This window comes from Shouchella phoenicis, from assembly GCF_047238345.1.
In the GTDB taxonomy this organism is placed as follows: Bacteria; Bacillota; Bacilli; order Bacillales; family Bacillaceae_D; genus Shouchella.
In genome coordinates this window covers 160,940-182,236 of the sequence record NZ_JBDFMQ010000001.1, presented here as the reverse complement: position 1 = coordinate 182,236, position 21,297 = coordinate 160,940, and the positions used below count along the sequence as shown (strand labels likewise).

The following is a 21,297-nucleotide window of genomic DNA, read 5'->3' as shown; positions in this document are numbered from 1 at the left end:
TACAGAATAAAAAGCCTCTCGTCACAACGAGAAGGCTTCCAGTCATTTTGTTTTAAAAACGGCATAAACAAATCCAACTAACTCATCGTTAGGATTATGCCACTGCGCTCCGATCATATAGTTAGACGACCCTTCCCCTATTTCCACTATGTTTGAAGATAGATGACGATTGTAGCCTGTTGTAGCTTCCTCTCCCCGAACATTAGCAAAAAAAAGAAAATCATCTGGAGCATTCCCCTCTTCCACATGTATCGTCACTTCTTCCGCAGCAATGTGATTTACCCCTAAATCATTCCATACAGCATCCTCAATGTGATCAATGTGAAAACCAACATGATTATCCGTACAATCCTGCCAACAGACAACACCTGCTTCTTGCTCGACCGCTTCATCCGAATCACGTAACACCACAATTAGTTCAGGCGGCGATTCCGCTAATTCGTCAGTACCACACCCTGTCATGACTAAACTCATTGCAATTCCGACTACGGACCACATAAATGCCTTCTGCAAACCATCACTCCATTAAAAAATTCTTTATTAATTGCAACTGATCCATATAGGAGAAAGAGAAAATAAGAAGTAACAACAAGACCACTCCTATAAAAACAAATCGCAGCTTTGACTTGTTCCAGTTTACAATGACAAAACCAATGTTCATCGCTATGATGGAACTAAACAGAAAACCTCTCATTTGTAAGGCATCAGCTGAATTCATTACAAACGTAAGCTCCTGCTCACTGTACTCGTTTTCACTTAACGAAACCGACTCTTGATTCAACACCCCTTTTGTGACCAAAAGATCTGCGTCCCTTTCTTCATAGGTATAAACACCAGGAAACAAGTTGAACATATACATCGCTACAGGTGTAACAATGAGCATGATGCCAATAACGATAATTCTCCATTTATGTTTAATGGACCTCACCCTTCCTTTTACTCTGAATTAACCGAAAATTAAATCTTCCAATTTTACCCTATTTATACGTTGGAATGCCACTTATAAGGAAGACATTTTACTAAAAATTAAACTGATCCTCTAATGAAGGATTGTCTACGGCATGTCTTCTTCCTCAATGAATTCATATTCTTTTGTGTATCTCCCTTTTGCTAATACTCTTACAAATGTGCCGGGTTCAAGCCTCGTACTCACACTAAATAAGACGCGTTTTGTCTCGTCATCCTCGTTCACCCCATCCAGTTCATACGTATACCTTCCATCATCATCAGAAGGTTCTCCAACGATTTCAACATATACATACTCTTCAGAAAGCAATGGATTCAAGCGATCAAACGTCTCACGCGATAAGACATATAGACTTGCGATAGCAAGAATGACAACAAAACACGAAATCAAGATTTTCTTCATCATCGATTATCTCCTTCCTTCAATTAACAAACATAGGTTACGTTCAGTGTAGCGCACGATAAACCTTAGGTCGTGCGATTCAGGTGACAAACAGGATGGTGATATGACAATATTGACATCTGCAAGACATGAAAAACGCACCACCCAAATGTAAGGTGGTGTGCTTTTTCAGATTGATTCTCTTTTTATTCTTTCATTTGGATGCTCGTTCCCAATCTTGCAAAGGGAATCTTTATCGAATCGCTCGCCCATATTGTTTCGGAGGAGACACGACCTTATGAATTTCCTTGATCGCATGCATCGCCCAGTATGGGTCATTTAACATGCCTCTTGCAACACCAATCAAATCTGCATCATTATTTGAAAGGACAGATTCTGCTACATAAGAGTTTTCTAGGCGACCAACTGCAATAATAGGCATGTTTAAACGTTCTTTAAATTGTCTAGCAAAAGGGACTTGATACGCAGGTGTATTTAACGGCTTCTTCTTCCCTGGTACCCCTTCACCCCCAGTAGATACATGAAAGATATCTACACCAGCTTCCTTAAACTGTTCTGCCATTTTTAAAGAGTGCTGACTATCATAACCTCCATCAATGTATTCAACCGCAGAAAGCCTCATTATAAGCGGCATATCTTCTGGCATCACAGATTTCACCGCCCTAATGACATCCACCCCAAATTTCGCTAAATCACCATAAATATCTGTCCGATTATTTATACTTGGTGACATAAATTGATGAAGTAAATATCCATGAGCGCCATGCAATTCGATTGTATCAAATCCCGCTTTTACCGCTCTTTTTGCAGCATCTTTAAAACTGTTAACAATTCGCTCTACCTCACCCGTTTCTAACGCTCGTGGATTTGTCAACTCACCACTTTTCGTTTCCTCAGGAATAACATCAGTAGGAATGTTTGATGCACCAACAGGTTGCATAGCATCCTCAGCCTTACGTCCGGCATGAGCAATCTGTATGCCAATTTTCGTACCATACTTATGGACTTCCTTTATAATCTCTTTATACGCCGGAATCTGTTCATCTGCCCATAAACCTAAATCTTGATTGGTAATACGCCCATCAGGTTCCACACCCGTCATTTCCATGATAATGAGTCCTGCACCACCTACCGCTCTTGATACGTAATGAACAAAATGCCAACTGTTTGGAATGCCATTTTCCTCATCAACCGAATATTGACACATCGGGGGCATAACGATTCTATTTTTTACATGTAAATTCTTCACTGAATAAGGGGTTTGTATGACTGACATCTAATCACTCCAATTATTATTTGTTTGCGCATGCAAATACATTCCCGTTAAATAAGATTATAAACACATCTTCTTTTTATGCAAGGATTTCCTTTTGAATCGATGTTTAATTGTATATAATCATCACTATAGATTGTTAAGAAAGAACGGAAGAATAGAGGTATAACGATGACAAATCAAGATGACTTTCAAATTGTTGATGCCTGGATTAATTATTCTAAATTTCATATTAGGATAACGAAAGCCATAAACCACGTATTAATGGAACACTATCACGTAGGATTAACAGACTTTTATTTTCTGTATTACCTAGGAGAATCACCTGAAAACGAGTTGCAGCAATCAGAATTACAAACCTTAACCCAATTAAGTCCAAGTGCTTTATCTAGAATGGTTTCAAGACTGAAAGAATACAAAGGGGTAACGATCCTTGAAAAAAAACCGCTCCCTCAAGACAAGCGAGGATACACCATTAAACTAACCGAATCCGGCAAAAAGCTCTTGAAAGAATTGATTACGACCCTAGAAACGAACCTTAACGCATCATTAAGCAAAGACGACATCACTCACATCTATTCATTAAGCACCGACTGAACGCATCTCCTACTTAATAGAACCCACAAAAGCCCGACTGAAGTTACTCTTCAATCGGGCTTTCAATCGCTAAGGCTGCTCACGATGGTTCGTATGGGTAGCAAGGGTTAGGATGCCAATTAAACCACATGGAACAGCTAGAAGTAACGTATACAAAATGTTCGCTTCAATATAAAAATGAAAAAAGAGAAACGCTACCAGTGCGACAGCAATGTAAATAAATCCAATTTTTTTCGAGAATTGAAATGGGTTGGCCACTAAAGCCACCTCCCTCCATTAATCAAAGCAGCTTGCCGCAGCTCCAGTTAAACCACCTGATACGCCGCCAATAATTGCGCCAGCACCTGTCCCAATAACCGGCACTGCACTACCAACTCCTGCGCCTGCAAGACCACCGGTGCCTGTTCCGCCTGCTGTACCAAGAACACATTTCCATGCGCTCATCGGCTCAATTGCATTCGGGTCTATTACTTCTACTTCAACAGCTCCATCTTGAATGACATAATTTAACTTCACTTCAGTCCCATCTTGATCAATCGTTGTGTCAGGTAGTACTTCCTCTTCATTTGTCTGTGTATTTAATAAAGAGACAACGCCATTCTCATCTTTTTTTGCTCCAACATCATCACCGTAGACAACTTCCATGTGGAATCATGTTTCTAAAACACCTTAACACTATGTAAAAGGGAGAAACAGGAACTTTTGATCCTTCATAGCTTCTTTTACTCGTTTATAGATTTATTCACACTTTATTCACTTTTGTAAACATGTATTCATTACTTTGTAACAGTGCACATTCATTCACACGATTGATACACTTCACATTAGACTTATAAATGATAAGATCCTTAGATAAAAAATGAAGTGAGAATGCTAGAGTCGCCTTCATCTAATAAAATTGCAAAACGACAACACCTATGATAAATTTACGTAAGAATTTCACGAAACGAGGTGTGTGCATGTTACTGAGTGTTCAAAACTAATAAACGTTAATTGAAAAGGACCCTTTCAAAATTTCAGCATTAGGCGAAGTTTATTTCCTATGCAAAATTTTAAGGCCTTTGTATTTATTAGTAGAGAACATCAGAGTGCATCGCCTTACTGTTCAAAAGAGAACGATAAGACCGTGCTGTGTTCAAGCATGGTCTTTTTTATAGTAGATAAACGAACAATGGATGATTTCTGTATGTTCTCTCGTTGTTTTAGAATCGTAAAAATCACGATAGGGAGAATACAGATATGGAACAAAAGAACACAACATCGTTATTAAAAAATCGCACGTTCGTCTTGTTATTATTTGCAGGATTAACGACCATCGCAAGCTATAGCATGTTTATTACAACGACCACTTGGTATGTGGTGACAGACCTTGGTTCAGCGAGTCAATTAGGAATGATATTAATTGCAGCAACCGTCCCTCGGTTAATTATGATGGTCTTTGGAGGCGTACTAGCCGACACCTTTAAGAAAACGACAATTATGTTTAGTGCAAACCTAGCACAGGTGCTCATCTTAGCAATCATTTATTACTTTGTTGCAATCGATGATATGATATTTTTGCTCATGCTTGGTCTCACGTTATTCTTTGGGATGATTGATGCATTTTTCGGACCTGTAAAAACGTCGATGATTCCTAAGATTGTCGATCAGGAGCAAATGCAAAAAGCGAATGCATGGTTTCAGGGCACAGACCAATTTGCATTTATTTTAGGTCCATTACTAGCCGGGATTTTCATGGAGTTCGGAACGGTAGCGACCAGTTACCTCGTCGCGACGCTATTAGTAGCCATCTCAACCGTACTTGTATTTCCTCCATTCATTAAAGAAACACCCGTCGAAGCAAAAGTAAAGCATACGCCGCTTCTCGATTTAAAAGAAGGTCTATTGCATGTAGTAAAGTCACGTTACCTTATTACTGGGATCGTCGTTTTAATCTCATTTAATTTCCTGATTATGGGGGCAATTATTGTATCCATCCCCCTCGTCGTTGACCTTTATGGAGGAACGCCCATCAACCTTAGTTATTTAGAAGTGAGTTTAGGTATTGGTATGGTCATCGGTTCAGCGATCGTAGGGTTTGTTCAAATTAAAAATAGAGGAAAAACATCGATTTATGGCTTATTAGGAGCCGCAGCAATCCTACTCTTTTTCAGTCAAATTACCGACTTATTTTGGTTGACGCTGATCGTCTTCTTTATCGGATTAGCTATGCCAATCATCACGATTCCCTTCTTCACTTCTGCACAAGAAACAACCGATCCAAAACTGATCGGACGCGTGATGAGTCTCATTTACCTGGCCATGAATGGCTTTGACCCGATCGCATATGGAGTCATTCCGTCACTCGTTGAGGGTGGATTGTCCATCCAGTACGTGTTATTGAGTTTTGCGTTAGTCGCAATTTTCATCGGTCTCGTTGTTTTATTTCGTGGGAAGAGTTACCAAAGAGTCTAAGTATAAAACGAGAGCTTACCTATAAGGGCAGCTCTTGTTTGATATAAATATACGAAAGATTATTTGCTGAAGTTAGGCTTTATACTAGTAAAAAGTGCGAGGCTTTTTTAAACAGAAACTACACTATGCACCGCCACTTTAATTACATTACCATTTCTGTATCAGGGGTTTTGCTTGGGCTCCACTTTTCCGTAAAGCCCACGAGTATAGGATTGATGTTGCCTCTATTCCCTGTTAAAACACATCAATTCCATCTATTTGTATTTGGTTTGTTAGCAATTTGGTTTGCAGATTAACTTAATCACTAAAAACGTCATATTAACGTTTCACTAATTCCATATTTTAATTTCAATACTTTATCTTTAATGAAATTCCATTGATTGACTTAAGTATTCTAAATACTTTATATCAATATTGAAGAAGTTAGCTTAAAAACTAATAGTTTGAAGCAGATACGAATAACAAGTTTAAAAAGAAATCCTCCATATCTCTATCCGATTTAGAAAAAACCTCATGATTTGCACTTAATAATTCCCTTAGAATAGTGTCTAATTTGTTTGAAATTCCCTTTAAATCTGCATCATTTCCTTTTAAATATTGACCATGGGTTAAATTTGAACGGGATACATACGCTTTTTTTATAATGTTATATAGATCTTTTCTAGTCTCAGGGCTTGTCCCTAAAATTAAAGCTACTCGCTCTGCAATCTTATGATTTACTTCAGAATTTCCAATTGTAAATAAACACTCTAAAGCATTACAATAAAACATGATTTTCAAGGGTAAAATCGCACTCTTTTTTGCGTGATCTGTGAAATACAAAGCTCTTACCATGCGTTCCGAACCTTTGTTTTTATATAAGTGATCAGGGTTAGGATTTTTCCCATCATAATCTTCTTTCATAAGCTTGTCTAGAAAAGTTGGGTTATAAACATCAATAGCTCGTTCTAATTCAGTTTTAGAGAACAATGATTCACCTTTTTCGGCTGTAGAAAAACTAAAAATTTCTGATAGCGAAGCTTTATACGAAGCCTCATATTTAAAGTCATGCCGATAAGCTAACAAAAAGCCGTCTCGTACATAAACATTATTATCTTTCACTTCCCATAAACAGTGAATAAACGATTGGATTTGACGCAAGTGTAGAAAGGTAATGTGCACTCCTAATGCATCCATTTCATCCCAACAATTCAAGTCTGATATTTCCCCATCTAAGTAAACATAGACAGAATTATCAAACTCATCAATAGAGTGTACCCCTAATGTAGATGTCACTAGTTTAGATTGAAACGTTTGATCTAATACTTGTCGACCATTTGAGATTCTACACCTTGGCATAATCTCGGTTCCTTTATTTTTTGTCATCATTAATTTCATATTATGTAACACAGTGATAAATCTATATCTCAACTTTAACTCCCCCTTTTTTTTACTTTACCTCAAAAATAAACTAGTTTTATAATTCTTCCCTAATATATGATAATTAATATCACTCAAAGTTAGCATCTAAGCAAATAGATTTCACAAAATTTATGTAAGGGAAAACTGATATAAAATTTCGTTAACTAATAAACTGATTTCATTCAGTTTATAGAAAAAATCAGAAGTGAATACGCCAATTTTTATTACCCAATATAAAAGAGTACCAAAGTCACGAAAGCTTTGGTACTACTAGTATCTCCTTAAACCTTCCACAAATTTAAACACTAAACCCTAACTAAATTCTTAAAATTACTAAGAAAAAGATCTTATCCATTAAAATATTCCCTATTATCTATAACAATTTTTGTTCTATCTAACTTTATACAGCCCCAAAGTATTTTACAGTTCTCCTATTTCATTTTAGTAATTTTATAGAACCCTTGTTTATTTTGATCCTCTTCAAAATGGGAGATCCAATTAATATCTCTAAACATTGATAATAATTTCTTACTTGTATAATCGATCTTAAACCTAGGTCTTGTACGCTTTTCAAATACTTTATTGAATTCTGCTAAGTCTAGTGAAATAAGATAGGATTTTCTATGTTCTTCATTTAATTTAGGTAATATAGAGATTAGCAAATTCAGACGGTCATCAAAGTCTATCTTCTCTGACCTTATTAGCGAATCAATTAGTTTTTTTGAAATTTTTTCAGGCTCATAGCTGATAGTATCTACATCTCGCATGGCTAACTTAAAAACTATTTGCTGAACTTCATTATTAAACTCTTCATACTTTGAATACAAATGTGGTAGATCATTAGGTTCAAGATGATTTTTTATTAATTGTGCCTTAATGTTATCTGAATAGCACTTGTTTATGATAGAGATTTGACCGTTTGTGTAGTTAAGCAAATTGATTTTCAAATCTTCTTCAACGTCCCATGATAGAATTTCAATCATTTCTTCTAATATAAAATCTTCATCTGTCATTAGATCGACGTACGCGACAATGTGCTTCTTAATATATTGGAAGACTTGATTTGGGTATTCCTTACGCATGAACTTTAGATTCTCTAAATTCATAGGAATTATATCTTCATGTATAAGAATTATTATTTTCTCATCTGAAATAGCACTTATTTGAAATTCTACAATTTCTAATTTTAGTGAAACCAGTATCTCTTTATATTTCTTATTATCCAGATCATTAGCGGCTATTGCTGCAAAATAAAATTCCTCAATTATTTCAGAAGGCCAGTCATTTACAACCTCATTAAAATCCAAGTTAACATTACTATTATTTATAAAAGACATTAGTATAGAGCTTAATGATTTGCTATATACATAAAAATTCATAACGTTTTCTGCAGTATACTCAGCTAACCCATTGCTTAATATTAGACCCCAGAGTTTTTGGTTTTTCACATCTGAAATATTTACGATCGTTCTTGTTAAATAGTGAATATACTTTTCTTTATAATCATTATTTAATTCTTCATTGTTCAACAATTGTATTGCCGCTTCTTCTAAATCACTTATTTCTCCATTGCAATTTGAAAGAACATTGCGAACGTAAGAATTGATATTCTTATGAATATAACTTGACAAAGGAGAATCATTCTGCTGAATAACTAAGGTATAATTACTGTGAACAATCTCACTTTCAGCCCTTGGTTTGTAAAATTCACTAAGCATATAAGATAAATTACCGAAGTTAAGCTCATATAGCGATTTTTCGTACACTTGTTTCAAAAGGTTAGAGTTAGCAGCGCCTATACTTACAAAAGACACATCTAAGATCATAAAACAATCTATAACTTTGTCAGTAAATATATCTTCCATGTCCAAGAAATCATTATTATTTGAGATAAAAGAAGTAATTTTATTATCTTTATTTATTTTTTCAAGAATAGCCTTATTTGAGTTGTAGAGTGTGTAAATTATAAAAGAACGCAACTGTTTAGTATGTAACACATTATTGTCTATTGCATAAGACAACATATCTGTCCATTGTCGATTTATAGTCTTCACAAAAAGCGCTCTTTCTCTATCAGTATCAAAATATTCCCCTATAAATCTATAATTTTTTTTATCTTTAACTTGCTGGATAAGTCTGTCCAAATACTCACTTTCGTTTAAAGAATTTAATAGGTATTGCATTATGTCGAAGTTGAGAACTTCTTTCTGATCAAAATCTACTAATTGTAACTTGTTCACGACTTTATTTGGATTCTTTAACTGATAAGAAAAATCTTTAGCTTTTTTATCCGTAACACTTCGCAAAAACATTTTATCTTCCCTACTGAGGCTAATCTCATGAAAATAAGTCAAATAATCAGGGTAGGACTCGTCTATATAACCATTTCGAAGTAGATATTTTAATAATGAAAAGTAATCACTACTTTTAACTTCATGAAAATCAGTCTCATCACCGATTTCGTTTATAAAAACAGTGCTAAAGATGGTATCTATATTCTCTCTTGTTATAATTTCACTTAGCTTCCTGAACTGAATAACGACTTTTTCTTCTTCAAGTTTTGCTTTTTCTTCTTCAAGGTAAGGTCGATTATGATTTACTTTATTCTCAATCGCAATTTTACGTTCGTTAATTTCTTTCTGTTTTTCCTGTCTATAATGCCAATTCTGTTTTTGATTATATTCAAGTACTATATCTAACTCTTTAATATTATTTAAATGTTCACGTTCCGAAACTTCTATTTCTTTTGTTTTTTCATTTATTAACGTATCAATTCTTTTTATTTCTCCTTCGATAAAGTTCTCTTTTTTAGCAAAAAGTGTGTATACCATTCCTTTATTTAATTGTAGTTGAGTATAATCTCTAGGAAATAGATTTTTATAAACTATAATAGCTAGCATTTTGTCGCAATTTAATTCTGTAATATTCAACTTTCTATAGTAAACTACAAATTCATTGTAAATATTTTTCAAAATCCTCATATCATCGATATATAAAGAAAGACCGTTTAAAAAACTTTCATTAAAAAGATTATAAATACCACCTTTTTTAAAATATTTTATAAACTGATCCAAGGCATTAGAGCTATCCACAATAGGAACTATAGGTACTATATAATCAAAAAACTTAGTGCGATCCTTAGATACAAATAAATCGTCTCGTATTAAATAGAAAAACCTTAATGGTTGTTGATCATTATTCTTTTTTTTAATGTTAACTAAAGTATTTATTTCACGTAAGCGCTCAAATATCCTATTTTCCTCAAATCGATCTATATCTTCAAACACAATTACGTCAGCTTCCACATTATCAAATAGATACAAAACTTCATTTAGATACTTATCAAAAAAAGAATCATTACTTTCTCCAAATATTTCTATTTCGTTACCTTGTAGGTTTAACTTTCTAAAAACATTTCTATTCATTTGCAACTTTACAATACTGTAAAAACCAAGAGAAATTGTCGCTACAGCTAAGAGTCCACTTAATATGGGAATATAATCATTTGTTGATAGCTCAATTATATTTTTAATTCCAGATTCCGGAAGTGTGGCAACGTATTCGTTCCATAAGTCAAAAGTAAAAATACTCAAAACTGATAACATGAAAAGCAATATGACAATTGTACTTAATATAAGTGTCTTATTTCTTATTTTCCTCTTCACTTTAAAAAGAGTTTGAGGAATCTTTTTTGATGGTATCTGATGAATGAGTTGATTTAATATCTTCCCTTCTAATGTAGCATCATGATTTATATATAATCGTTTATTCTGATCACTATTCAATTCAGGTTTGTCTTGTTCTTCGCTTTCTATTGGTTTAAAATGTGCCAATGAAATGTTTAAAAACTCTAATTTACTATTCTTTTTTATATATGTAGAAATAACACTACTTTTTCCAGCTCCATAAGGACCAGATATCGCAATATTACGTATATCTTTCTGACTAAATATATAATTAATAGCATCATTATATACTTCTAAATTAACATCATTGTCAGGTGTTAATTTTTGGAAATTATATTTATCGTTAAATTCATACTTCTCTCCACTCTCATTATTTCCTTTTAATTTTTGTAAAAAAATTTTTAATTTTTCTAACTTAAAAAGTATGTAATCTATCATTATCTAACGCCCTCTTTTAATTTATTGAACATTTTCAAGAATATATTTAAAAGTCTTTGATAAATTCAATATCAAAAATATTAAATTTAATTTAAATTAACTCAATAATTTAATAGTATATGTACATTAGTAGGGTGTCAATTCAACATTCTCTCTTGTATAATTCAATAACTTCTTTACTAATAGCAAGTAGTAGCTCATTACATTATTTCACCATTTTCCACCTCTCTTTATAAAGTTTAGTTAATTTCGTTTACACTTTGTAGGGAAATCATAGATTCCCCCAAACTAATGTTGATAAAAAGTAAAATTGGAAACACTCCACTGATCCTCTTCTTCTACTATTTCTAACGTCATTATGGTCATTGCTACACTCGATATATCATTCACTTCAACTCGGTTATCAAAGAAAGCAACAAGCTCCATACGATCATCTAGTGATTGCCCTTCATAGAGACTTAGGTTTTCCACGCTAGACTGAATCTTTTCTATATCGGTATCGCCGTAAATTTCCTCCAACCCCTCTGCATCGTCAAACTGTAACTGATCCAAGGCTTCGCTTGTAGCATAGTTTTCTACATCTTGCTTTGCTGGTTTGTCTTGATAGTTAAAATAGCCGCTGATAAAATCTCTTGCTATTTCCTTCGCTTGTTCGTTTGTATCTCCTTTATTAATATCTTCATTTTTAAGCTGTTCGAATTGCTCTCTTATTGTTAGATTCTCGTTTTTTAAGCTGCTATTTTGAATGATGAAGAACACCATTGTTCCAACTAGCAACACAATTATCACTATCATTTTCTTTTGCATGTATACCGTCCTTTCTTGTTAAAGTCCCAATGTCTCTTTTGGGTCAATCTTATCTGGGTGTGCCTGACCAAGTTCAGTGATATGTTCCAAATGAAGATGATTGCCCGTACTAGAACCTGTTGTGCCACATTTACCTAGAGAATCCCCTTGATCAACTTCTTCACCGTTCGAAACACTTATAGACGATAAGTGCGCATAACGAGAAAACTCATTTTGTCCGTGCTTTACAGTGACATAATTGCCATAGCCTACGTTGCTATGCTTTGCCTCAACAACTCTACCATTTGCCACGCTTAAGATAGAATCTGCTGGTGTACAGCCAAAGTCGAGCCCGCCATGAAAGGAATTTCTTTCTCCTGTAACAGGATGTGTTCGCCATCCGAATTCACTGGTAATGCGTATATTTTTTAGTGGCAGTGCCCAATCTGCATCGCCTGCTGCGTATTTAAATTCGGTTTTATCTAGATAACGCATGACATTATCAACGTAGTTGGGGTCTCCATAGACACTCCATCCTAAGCGCTCTTTCATATGATTGGAGAATTGTTGTGCTAGTTCTTTACTGTAGTTGCCATTGTTATGTTCATTTGCATAATCAATAAATCCATGTCCCATGTTGTAGCTTTGTAAGGCTAATTCTGTATTGCCACCAGAGCTCTTTAAAACGTTAGCAAAATAGCTCACACCTTGTTTAATGGATAGTTCTGGATCGGTTATTGTGTTCACAGGTAGTCCAAGTGATTCAGATGATTGCATGACATCAGCAAGTCGTCCGCCACTTTCTTGCATCGTCATCGCCATTAAAATCTCAATATGGTCTTCAATGCCGTTTTCTTTCGCATAACGTTCAAAGTAACTGCGATACCGCTCAATCTCTGGGCTTACTCCATTAAACGTATAGTCCGAATTGATATCACTCTCGATTTCAGAATGGGCATCACGCCCTGATGTGTTGCTTTCTCCTGTTATAACCATGACAACGCCCATGAGAATCAATGCCACAAACATAAATGGAATGGCCATTAGAACTAAACCACATCCTAGCTTTTTCATGTCGTACTCCCTTCACGACAAAAAGGAACGTCTATTTAGACGCTCCCTTTGCTCTACGTGTGTGTCGATCTTCTTCTTTTTCAATCGCTTCTAAATCTCTCTTTTCATTGCGCTGTGCGGTTCTGATAGATTCTGTCTTTGGTTGATCAAGGCGTTCATTAAGCCTTTTACTTGGTTGAACTCCTTGTTTTTCTTTGTCTTGAATCCATTGGGGTTCATTTTGTGAAGGTTTTTGTTCCGTTCGATGATTAGCGGAATTTATACCTTTTGTTTGACGTAATTGATTCTCTCTCTCTAATTTCTCTACCGAACGCAACGCTCGATGATCGTCTAAGTACGTCACATCACCTTGTTTGATAGACGGACGGTACGATGGTTCCTGATGTTCACGTGGTTGTGGTTGTTTCGTTCGTTCGTGATCTCTTTGATTGATTTCTTGTCTTGGGGCATGGCGCTCTTCTTTTTGATGAGCAACAACTGTGCTTAAATCTTCTCTTGATTGATTCTGTTCTTTTAGTTCTTGTTTTTCCGCTTTTTTCTTCTGCTTCTCTGCTTTCTTTTCTTCACGTTTTTGTTGGGGCGTCCGTTCAGCGCGCTTTATTTGATCGTTGTGTGCGACAGCCGAAGATGGACTTTCTTGTTTCCCATCTGTTTGAGGTGTTCGTGCTTCTGCTAATTGATCAGCGTTTCGACCTTCTTTCACACTCGTACGCTCACTTTTTGGTGGTGCTTGATGCTCGGTTTGTTGAATAGGGGATTCCCGTAAACCTGCCAAACGTGGCTTTATTGCATGAACAGCCGGATTGACCATTTCATTCCGTACTTGATTAAGCATGTTGTTATCAACCGATGTGACTTTCCCAGCTGTCACCATTTTAATTAGTGCATCTCGTTTCCAAATCATTAAAAGCAATACGGCAATTAACACAGTCAGATTAACTAAATACATCGCAAATCCTTCTGGAGGCAACACTGCATCGACGATAAAGCAGAGCACATAGACAAACAATATGAGGATTCCCAGCATCGCCTTTAACACAAATACACTTAAGAGCTTTCCAATACTAACAAAACCTGAGTATGCCAGCTGCGGGATGTACGACATAACGAATGCAAATGGGATAAAAAAAGCAAGTGCCAACGCGATCAGCTGCAAGAGGAAATTTAGTAATGCTAGAAGCAAGAACGGTATACCTAGCAGAGTGGAACCAAATAAAGCGATTAAGGATTGCCCCATTTGTTGAAAGACATTTCCTCCACCCATGTTTTCGTTGTTATACTCGTCTATTTCACCATCTACATAGCTTTGCCTGTCTTTTTCGCCATCACTCGTTAACTGAAACGCCAACATGCGATCTACTCTGTTAAAATTGCTTCCGCCCGGAAAATCTTCTGGATCAGCGTGGTCATTCTCATTAATTGCGTTCTCACTTGTCGTGCCGTAATTTACAATGAGATAAGGCTTTTTCATTGCCAAATCAAAGTAGACATTTCTCATGATTGAGATGGTACCATCCATTTTGTTTTCAGGATCAATTTGACTCGTATCGGCATAAACCCCTTCACCTTCAGCCACATTAATTAATCCATTCCCCGCTTCAAGCATGTAACCTTGTGCTTCAACAGACAATGCATTTAATGACTTCATAAAGTAGCCAGCATTAAGCATCCAGTAGCCACCTACAACAAGCACCAAGAAGAATAAAACGGATCTTCTTAAAGCTTCTTGAACACTGCCTTTTGCAATAAATAGGTAGACGATGTACCCGACAGCAAATATAAACAGCAACTCGCCGAAGTGCTCTTTCAACGTATCATATACGGTAGTTGAAATTATCGTTAATGTATCCGCAAATTCATCGATTGGCTCTAATGAATACAACTTATCCATTGCAGTATCAACGACTAGAACAACGTTCCCAGCTAAAGAAAAGATGACATTCGTAAAGCCTACGAACGCCCCTTTAATTCGACCGTCAGCATCTTCATTGTTGGCTACGTATCTTGATATGGGAAAGCGTTTAATGGAAAGCTCAACGCCGCCTTTTTCTTCTATCTTTGGTTCTGTCATATTCTCTTGGTCATTCGCAAAAACGAGTGTATGAGAACCAAAAAAGAGCAGGGCAATGAGCACTGCTCTAATACTTATCCAAATCGCTTTTTGTTTCGAGTTCATCCTCTCCCTCCTTTCTAGTCCATTCTTGTTAGAAGAAAGAAATCATAGTTGACGCTTTGTAGTTCTTTTTCTGTCAGCTTCTTGTATTCCATGTAGCGGTCATACAACTTGAAACAAAGGGCTTTCTGGTATTTCTCTTGCCTAAATCGGATACGGTTAACTGGGACAGGAAAACCGAGTAGTTCTTCTAAAACGAGTGATGAGGACTCGTGCCCAACATAGCTTTCATAGTTCGTTTCATGTGCGAACATCATTTTTCGTGCTTCCATTAAGGTGATTTTTTCTGCCTTATACAAGCCTTGATTAGTAACAACCAATGAATTTAATATCGCTAACTTCATCCTCTGCCTCCCTTCTATAAATATTTTTCTTCCGCCGTTGCCACTGAAGAAGTCTCAACGGTTTCTAGCGCTTCATACCATTCGTCGAATAAGCACTCAATGCTCATTTTTGCTGTTCGCCCATAATAGTCTTTAAAAAGGCATTGCCCTTGAAACATGTTTTCCATCATGTCTTCGTTCTCTTCGCTCGGCTCCATATTCATCCACTTAAGCACTTCTTTTCGTTCTGTCGGTTCATCAAACGCAAATGCTACACCGAAGTTTCCTGATTCTTCTTCACGCAATGCGTCTTTCGTGCTTTGTGAAATAAAGACAAGGGCATTGTTGTAACTTCGTCCTACACGACGCATTTGCTTTTCCACTTTCCTTCCTTGTTGGCTGGACGTGATAACCCATGCTTCGTCCATAAATTCCATTGTCCGTTCTTCTTTGTTCATACCAAATAGCTCGCAAAACTTTCCAAGCGCAAACATAACGGCACTTGATTTCAGTTGTGAGTTTGTATAGCTTTCAATTGGATCAGTCGCTTCTGGTAGATCAAGGTTTTCGATTTCAACGATACTAATACGTTTGTTTAACGAAAGTGCTTGATTTGAGCCATCATGAACACATAGTTTCATAATGGAATCAGCTACGACTTCATATAAAAAATCCCCAGCCTTTTGGACTGCGGAATCATCGTGGTTTCTCATCAGTTCAATAATTGTCAGTGAGCCAACTTGCTCCCCGTTTTGCTTTTGTTCCAATACATTGGTGATTGCTCGTAGAAAAGCGGTATGAACATCGTCTTTGCCTTTAAAGTCGTACACTTGAGCAAAGATGACTTGCACCATTTCCTTTGCTTGCATCGGTGGAAGAAATACAACTGGATCAAGTGCTCCCCAATTCCCTTCATCCGCTGCATCCAGCGTTGTAAAATGGAACTTCTCAAGATGCTGTGTGAACAGTGGATACTCTTGCTGTACTCTCGGGTTTTTCTTTACCTTATCAATCCATTTCCGTAATTCTTTCTTAGGATCAATGTACAAGGATTTTACATTTAGCATGCTGACATAGATAAACAACAGCTTTGCTAAAAAAGATTTACCTGTGCCTGTATCCCCTGTTATTAGAACATGGGGAGAGCGAGTCTTTGACCCTTTGAGCTGTTGGTTGGCTAAGAACATATGGTACAAAACAGGAAATCGACTCGCTGAAATGGCTCCTTGTAAATCAGCATGTTTAACAAACGGATCAATCCAACCAATAAAAAAGCCAATCTTTGAACCTACGTCAGCTGATACGCCAAATAATCCTTCTGCCAAACCATCTTGGGTTGTTTTTTGCAGCCAATTTCGGTTGGTTACGTCTAACCGTTCACCAGGTAGAAACTTATAAAACAAAGGCAATTGATCCGCGACTGGTATACGACACGTTATTCCTGCTGACTTCATATGGCGCGTCACAAGTTTCGCCCGATTTTTGCACTCTTTCTTCGTATCGCCTTGTACGACTATGACCGCTAACCAATTCAACATGTCTACATCATCTTTTTTTATTTCGTTTTGTAAGTGGCTCACTAAATAAGCACTCGCACTTACCGATGAATCTTCTTGATCGCCAACACGGTTTTGTTCCAGCGTTGATTCTTTTAGCTGCTGCTTCTTTAAATTCAAATCCATCTTCGTTTTTGATTTGCTTTCGACTTGCACTTTCATCTCAATCTCTACTGGAAAAGGCAATGTTTGCGCCTCATAAAACAATTCACTCTCCGCCATGTTATGTCGAAACTCGTCGATTACGACAAATGACATGTAACCTTCTGACTCATCGCTCGTTAGTTTCAACACACCAGAAGAAGTTGGATCAATCAATGTATTTGTGATCGCATCTACAGAGGCATTTTCAATCTCTTCCCCTACTTGATGGTCTAAGCCTCGTAAGAAGTTATAGCGATTTACATAGATTAATTCGTCTTCTCTTAAACGAATTCCATTCACCATTGCACATAGAATTGCGGTTGTTTCCTCTGCCTCTTCGTACTGTTGAAAGAAAGAGGTGGAAACGCTTTGTTCCCACCCTAATAGATTTACAATTGTATCTGTTGCCGTTGAAAACATCGACATCATGTTTTCCTTAAGTTCAGCATCACTATTAACTAAGTTCTGCTTTAATTTCACTCCTAATATAAAATCATTCTTTGTGACTTTTCCTAAGCGTTGATTAAGCAATCGTACCGTTTCTTCTGTATAGTACTCTGCCATTTGCTTTGCGTCTTCTGCGAGATCTTGTTCCAAGTCAGCAAATCGTTCTTCTAGCCGATATTCTTGTGGGTACATCATTAAATGAAAATCCTTATGCGTGGTTAGTTCTTCAAAGAAGGCTTTCCAGTTCCGTTTGTAGCTGTTTACTACTTTTTTATTTTGCATGGGAATGGACTGACTCTTGATGCGGTAATACGCCCACACGTCGCCCGTTCTCGTTAACAGTAGATTGTTCCTCATCGTTTTCATTGGTGTTTTCAATGTACTCACGTTTTTTCGCCACCACCTTTACACAGCGTTTAAACTGGATTGTTGAATCACTCATCCATTCGACCTCTCGATCATTACAGAAACGCTTTTTTGGAAGTTTTATTTGAACGTAGTATTTGGCTACATCCAAAAAATATAAATAAATGTTCTTACCTTCAGGTTTAATTTTCGTTACGAGTATGGTTAACGCTAGGGGTAACCCAATTAACCACATCACAAAGGTTCGTTCAAACGCATGAGGAAACCCCATACGAATGATCTGCCCTATCAGAAATGTCATCGCCATAAAAATAAAAAAGTTGATAACTGGGATCAACTCAAATGGGATTGGCAGACTATATGAAGCCGTTAGCTGCTGTACTTTTTTAGGTTCTCTTAATGCTTTTCGGTAGTTAAAAATGGTTCGCAACCTCTACACCTCCTCAGAACGTATCAATGAATGCTTCAATCCATCCGCTCACTTGAGACCAATTTTGCACAACAAATGTGGCAATCCCACCGACAATGCACGTCATAATAATACCGCCTATCTTAAATCGAGCTAAGTGTTTTGCAATCAAGAAGAAAACAAACAACCCTATTACTTGAGCTACAACAACAAGCCCCCAGTTCTCTACGCCATCTAGGGTCGGTAATCCACTAGGGACTGACCCTACCGTTAATTTATTTAATAGATTCATATTCATTTCCTCCTTCTACTTATAGTCCATTGATTCAATGTAGTAATTTCCTTCAAGTCGATTAATCTCTAATTCCATAAAAGCAGGCTGTGGAATGTTCGTTCCTTTTCCTCTAAACATCACAGCTACCTCTGCTTTAAATCCATTGTCCACTTCAATGAGTTTGACATCTTGAATTTCTTCAAATGAAAAAGCACCGTTTAGGCTTTTCGGCTCCTTCATCATGTAAGCTAATTCTTCTTTCGGCTCAGCAGCATATCGTTCATAGAAAGAATGTAAAAACTCCTGAACCACTGATTGTTCCTCCCCGACATAAGGATCAATGTGTAATTTCTCTTCCTCTATTTCTATCATTCCATTTAAGGAATACACTTCTGAAAAATATGGCGTACCTGCAATGGCGAAAGTACTTTCTTCTTCAATCACTGGAATGTTTAATAGTAATGTTTGTTTCGTCTCATCATTTTCAATGACAATTTCAGTCTCTGGTTCATCGTCATCATCTTCCGGCTCGATCTCTACCTCTTTTTCTTTTGGAACTTGATTTGTGAACGTGACTTTATATTGAAATAAGGTTTCTTCTTCTTTCTCTCTCATGTTAAACAAGGAATGGTTTTCTAAAATCCTATTACCTTGTAAATCTGACAGTTGATAAAGCGGATGTTTGTCATCCTGTAAAGTAGCTGATTGAGCCATGTAATTTTTCAGCGTTTGTTTTCTTTCTTCTAGTGCTTCATGGGTGTTTTCAACATTGATGAACACATCAATAAATCCTGAAAGATACTGTTCAGCAGCAGGTAATGAAATAGAGGGCGACTCTTCCTCGTTTGCTTCACTCGAGAGATGCGCATTGGTTTCATTTAAAGCAGACCTTGTATTAACTGAAAGCAAAATAGTTAATAGTGAGAGGAAAACAATGCTTCCCAATAATGACCACACAGCCGTTGCTGTTCTCTTTGAATGATCTTTACGAATCATGCTTCTTTGCTTGGCTGGTTTCTTGATTCGCTTAAAGCGGTGTTTAAGGCGCTCGATCATCGAGCCCCCATCGGATTTAGCCATTCTTTAACCCTCCTTGATCTTGTTCTATATAAGCTAAAAAAGATGCTACTCGTCGTAACACCTTTTTCGCTGAAACATCTTTCTCATATACTTTTAAATGCCTTTGACCACCTCCGGGCAAGCACGTCATTTTATAGAACGTATATCGATAGGTGGAATAGCCCGTTTTTCTAACGCCTTCAACAACAAGCATGGAACGTCTACTTAAATCCATTACGTATACTTGCGAACCAATGCCAACCGTAAACCCTAACAACTTAAACTGTTCATCCAACGTCTTGTATTGAGCTAACATAAAAAATCACTAAACCTCTTTTGCTGGGCTTAGTGATTCATATTCAACATATTTAATTGGATCAACCTCTCCATCTTCTAATGGATCTTCAAATTCGTATACGGCAAAGCGAGCTACAATCGTTTTAACTGCATTATCCACGACCATCTTTGCATCAATAATAACTTGCTCAAATACTTGTTTGCTCGTATAGCGCACATGTTCCTTCATACGTTCGATCAATTGTTCTGCAATGTCCAAGATCCCTTGCTCTTCCAGTTCTTTCTCCATTTGCCCTCGGTTCAAAAGTTCAACATGTCTCATATTGATTCTTCCTCCTTTATTTTTAGGTATAACCGTTCAAACTCCTGTAAATCCTCTTCTAAACTTGATTCAAGGCAGTGCTCTGTATACCAGCTCAGAGCTTCCTTCACTTCTTCATACTTCTTCAAGTCGTAACTTTTCATAAAACGTTGTTCTGAATGAATCACCGCTGTTGCTTGTGCAATTAAAAAATCAATATTTTTGCCAATACCAGTGTATAAACAAGACCGGACACCCTCTGGCACAAACTCCAAACAATCACCTCCTTTCATTGTTTTTCTTCCTTAGCTGTCTTGTCGGAGTTATGATGTCATGTATACACTCACCTCCTCCTTCCTGTAGAATGAAAGGAGTTTAACCTTGGTCTGAAAGTGGTGAATTCAATGAACAAAACAAGAAATCTTCTAGTAATGGGGCTTGTGGCCGCAACGTTAATTATTGCTATAGCTTTCCTGCTCATTTCAAAAATCTACTTTAATAGCAAAGAAATTCAAACAGCAAGTCAACAGTGTGTTGATAACGATGGACTCGTTCAAGTTGAGAAATCCTTTTTAAGTCTCACTTATTCCTTCTCTTGTTCAATCGAGTAACCTTGGACGCTGTCCAAACCTGCAAGCTAAACTAGCTTGACCGTGTTCATTTAATCCCCCAACCCCCGGTTTCATTCGGGGGCTCCCTCGCCGGTAGGCAAGAAGAAAAATGGGTTTTTCTTCAATGCCAAGAGGGTCTTGGTTCTGAGAATCTATCAACTCCTTAAATTCCTTTCATTCCATTCCAGTCAGCCATTTACCGTTGACAGATGCCATGGTTGGATACCTATCATTTTTGTCCTATACTTTTATTTCCGCA

At 36.8% G+C, this 21,297-nt stretch carries 22 protein-coding genes; 3 read left to right on the top strand and 19 right to left on the bottom strand.

Annotation, left to right across the window (positions count from 1 at the left end; all coding sequences use genetic code 11):
• Positions 1-42 precede the first annotated feature (42 nt).
• The 4 genes from ABC361_RS01030 to ABC361_RS01015 all read right to left on the bottom strand — a co-directional run bounded on the left by ABC361_RS01030 (position 43) and on the right by ABC361_RS01015 (position 2,645).
• Positions 43-513 (bottom strand): hypothetical protein, encoded by a 471-nt coding sequence (locus ABC361_RS01030; RefSeq protein ID WP_413072270.1) that lies wholly within the window; start codon positions 511-513, stop codon positions 43-45.
• Between the two features lie 4 nt (positions 514-517).
• Entirely contained in the window at positions 518-928 is a 411-nt protein-coding gene (locus tag ABC361_RS01025) for a hypothetical protein (RefSeq protein WP_413072269.1), read from the bottom strand.
• Between the two features lie 126 nt (positions 929-1,054).
• The gene (locus ABC361_RS01020; RefSeq protein WP_413072268.1) at positions 1,055-1,372 is read right to left on the bottom strand and encodes a YxeA family protein; all 318 of its coding nucleotides are present in this window, start codon (positions 1,370-1,372) and stop codon (positions 1,055-1,057) included.
• 229 nt (positions 1,373-1,601) lie between these two features.
• A complete protein-coding gene (locus ABC361_RS01015; RefSeq protein WP_413072267.1) occupies positions 1,602-2,645 on the bottom strand; it encodes an NADH:flavin oxidoreductase/NADH oxidase in 1,044 nt (347 codons plus the stop codon).
• Positions 2,646-2,813: 168 nt separating this feature from the next.
• Between ABC361_RS01015 and ABC361_RS01010 the strand changes: the two genes are divergently transcribed.
• The gene (locus ABC361_RS01010; protein ID WP_413072266.1) at positions 2,814-3,239 is read left to right on the top strand and encodes a MarR family winged helix-turn-helix transcriptional regulator; all 426 of its coding nucleotides are present in this window, start codon (positions 2,814-2,816) and stop codon (positions 3,237-3,239) included.
• A gap of 69 nt (positions 3,240-3,308) precedes the next feature.
• Here ABC361_RS01010 and ABC361_RS01005 read toward each other — a convergent pair whose 3' ends face one another.
• A complete protein-coding gene (locus tag ABC361_RS01005) occupies positions 3,309-3,497 on the bottom strand; it encodes a hypothetical protein (protein WP_413072265.1) in 189 nt (62 codons plus the stop codon).
• A gap of 18 nt (positions 3,498-3,515) precedes the next feature.
• Positions 3,516-3,884: a hypothetical protein gene (locus tag ABC361_RS01000; protein ID WP_413072264.1), complete on the bottom strand. Its 369-nt coding sequence runs from the start codon at positions 3,882-3,884 to the stop codon at positions 3,516-3,518.
• Positions 3,885-4,478: 594 nt separating this feature from the next.
• Between ABC361_RS01000 and ABC361_RS00995 the strand changes: the two genes are divergently transcribed.
• Complete coding sequence (locus ABC361_RS00995; protein ID WP_413072263.1) at positions 4,479-5,693, top strand: MFS transporter; 1,215 nt, start codon at positions 4,479-4,481, stop codon at positions 5,691-5,693.
• Positions 5,694-6,128: 435 nt separating this feature from the next.
• Here ABC361_RS00995 and ABC361_RS00990 read toward each other — a convergent pair whose 3' ends face one another.
• The 13 genes from ABC361_RS00990 to ABC361_RS00930 form a co-directional block, all read right to left on the bottom strand.
• Positions 6,129-7,103 carry a hypothetical protein gene (locus ABC361_RS00990; RefSeq protein WP_413072262.1) on the bottom strand — a complete coding sequence of 325 codons (975 nt, stop codon included), beginning with the start codon at positions 7,101-7,103 and terminating at the stop codon, positions 6,129-6,131.
• 422 nt (positions 7,104-7,525) lie between these two features.
• Complete coding sequence (locus tag ABC361_RS00985) at positions 7,526-11,218, bottom strand: YobI family P-loop NTPase (RefSeq protein WP_413072261.1); 3,693 nt, start codon at positions 11,216-11,218, stop codon at positions 7,526-7,528.
• Positions 11,219-11,506: 288 nt separating this feature from the next.
• Positions 11,507-12,025, bottom strand: coding sequence for a hypothetical protein (locus ABC361_RS00980; protein WP_413072260.1), 519 nt, complete (start codon positions 12,023-12,025; stop codon positions 11,507-11,509).
• An 18-nt stretch (positions 12,026-12,043) separates the two neighbouring features.
• Complete coding sequence (locus ABC361_RS00975; protein ID WP_413072259.1) at positions 12,044-13,078, bottom strand: lysozyme family protein; 1,035 nt, start codon at positions 13,076-13,078, stop codon at positions 12,044-12,046.
• Between the two features lie 31 nt (positions 13,079-13,109).
• On the bottom strand, positions 13,110-15,254 hold the full coding sequence (locus tag ABC361_RS00970) for a CD3337/EF1877 family mobilome membrane protein (protein WP_413072258.1): 2,145 nt from the start codon (positions 15,252-15,254) through the stop codon (positions 13,110-13,112).
• A gap of 14 nt (positions 15,255-15,268) precedes the next feature.
• The gene (locus tag ABC361_RS00965) at positions 15,269-15,595 is read right to left on the bottom strand and encodes an STIV orfB116 family protein (RefSeq protein WP_413072257.1); all 327 of its coding nucleotides are present in this window, start codon (positions 15,593-15,595) and stop codon (positions 15,269-15,271) included.
• A gap of 14 nt (positions 15,596-15,609) precedes the next feature.
• A complete protein-coding gene (locus tag ABC361_RS00960; protein WP_459565480.1) occupies positions 15,610-18,108 on the bottom strand; it encodes an ATP-binding protein in 2,499 nt (832 codons plus the stop codon).
• Complete coding sequence (locus ABC361_RS00955; RefSeq protein WP_413072256.1) at positions 17,993-18,517, bottom strand: conjugal transfer protein; 525 nt, start codon at positions 18,515-18,517, stop codon at positions 17,993-17,995. The genes ABC361_RS00960 and ABC361_RS00955 overlap by 116 nt, the downstream gene beginning before the upstream one ends.
• A 13-nt stretch (positions 18,518-18,530) precedes the next feature.
• Entirely contained in the window at positions 18,531-18,788 is a 258-nt protein-coding gene (locus tag ABC361_RS00950) for a hypothetical protein (protein WP_055736567.1), read from the bottom strand.
• A gap of 15 nt (positions 18,789-18,803) precedes the next feature.
• The gene (locus ABC361_RS00945) at positions 18,804-19,850 is read right to left on the bottom strand and encodes a conjugal transfer protein (protein WP_413072255.1); all 1,047 of its coding nucleotides are present in this window, start codon (positions 19,848-19,850) and stop codon (positions 18,804-18,806) included.
• The gene (locus tag ABC361_RS00940) at positions 19,843-20,145 is read right to left on the bottom strand and encodes a hypothetical protein (RefSeq protein WP_413072254.1); all 303 of its coding nucleotides are present in this window, start codon (positions 20,143-20,145) and stop codon (positions 19,843-19,845) included. Before ABC361_RS00940 ends, ABC361_RS00945 begins: the two co-directional genes overlap by 8 nt.
• A gap of 9 nt (positions 20,146-20,154) precedes the next feature.
• A complete protein-coding gene (locus tag ABC361_RS00935; protein WP_413072253.1) occupies positions 20,155-20,448 on the bottom strand; it encodes a hypothetical protein in 294 nt (97 codons plus the stop codon).
• Complete coding sequence (locus ABC361_RS00930) at positions 20,445-20,702, bottom strand: hypothetical protein (protein WP_413072252.1); 258 nt, start codon at positions 20,700-20,702, stop codon at positions 20,445-20,447. Before ABC361_RS00930 ends, ABC361_RS00935 begins: the two co-directional genes overlap by 4 nt.
• A 129-nt stretch (positions 20,703-20,831) precedes the next feature.
• Here ABC361_RS00930 and ABC361_RS00925 point away from each other — a divergent pair, with 129 nt between their 5' ends.
• Entirely contained in the window at positions 20,832-21,038 is a 207-nt protein-coding gene (locus ABC361_RS00925; protein ID WP_413072251.1) for a hypothetical protein, read from the top strand.
• Positions 21,039-21,297: the final 259 nt, after the last annotated feature.

Coding starts and splice junctions, on each gene's coding strand:
- ABC361_RS00970 (WP_413072258.1), bottom strand. CDS start 15,254: ATGAACTCGAAACAAAAAGCGATTTGGATAAGTATTAGAGCAGTGCTC.
- ABC361_RS00985 (WP_413072261.1), bottom strand. CDS start 11,218: ATGATAGATTACATACTTTTTAAGTTAGAAAAATTAAAAATTTTTTTA.
- ABC361_RS01000 (WP_413072264.1), bottom strand. CDS start 3,884: ATGGAAGTTGTCTACGGTGATGATGTTGGAGCAAAAAAAGATGAGAAT.
- ABC361_RS00945 (WP_413072255.1), bottom strand. CDS start 19,850: ATGGCTAAATCCGATGGGGGCTCGATGATCGAGCGCCTTAAACACCGC.
- ABC361_RS01015 (WP_413072267.1), bottom strand. CDS start 2,645: ATGTCAGTCATACAAACCCCTTATTCAGTGAAGAATTTACATGTAAAA.
- ABC361_RS00935 (WP_413072253.1), bottom strand. CDS start 20,448: ATGAGACATGTTGAACTTTTGAACCGAGGGCAAATGGAGAAAGAACTG.
- ABC361_RS00965 (WP_413072257.1), bottom strand. CDS start 15,595: ATGAAGTTAGCGATATTAAATTCATTGGTTGTTACTAATCAAGGCTTG.
- ABC361_RS00980 (WP_413072260.1), bottom strand. CDS start 12,025: ATGCAAAAGAAAATGATAGTGATAATTGTGTTGCTAGTTGGAACAATG.
- ABC361_RS00925 (WP_413072251.1), top strand. CDS start 20,832: ATGAACAAAACAAGAAATCTTCTAGTAATGGGGCTTGTGGCCGCAACG.
- ABC361_RS00940 (WP_413072254.1), bottom strand. CDS start 20,145: ATGTTAGCTCAATACAAGACGTTGGATGAACAGTTTAAGTTGTTAGGG.
- ABC361_RS00975 (WP_413072259.1), bottom strand. CDS start 13,078: ATGAAAAAGCTAGGATGTGGTTTAGTTCTAATGGCCATTCCATTTATG.
- ABC361_RS01010 (WP_413072266.1), top strand. CDS start 2,814: ATGACAAATCAAGATGACTTTCAAATTGTTGATGCCTGGATTAATTAT.
- ABC361_RS01020 (WP_413072268.1), bottom strand. CDS start 1,372: ATGATGAAGAAAATCTTGATTTCGTGTTTTGTTGTCATTCTTGCTATC.
- ABC361_RS00995 (WP_413072263.1), top strand. CDS start 4,479: ATGGAACAAAAGAACACAACATCGTTATTAAAAAATCGCACGTTCGTC.
- ABC361_RS00950 (WP_055736567.1), bottom strand. CDS start 18,788: ATGAATCTATTAAATAAATTAACGGTAGGGTCAGTCCCTAGTGGATTA.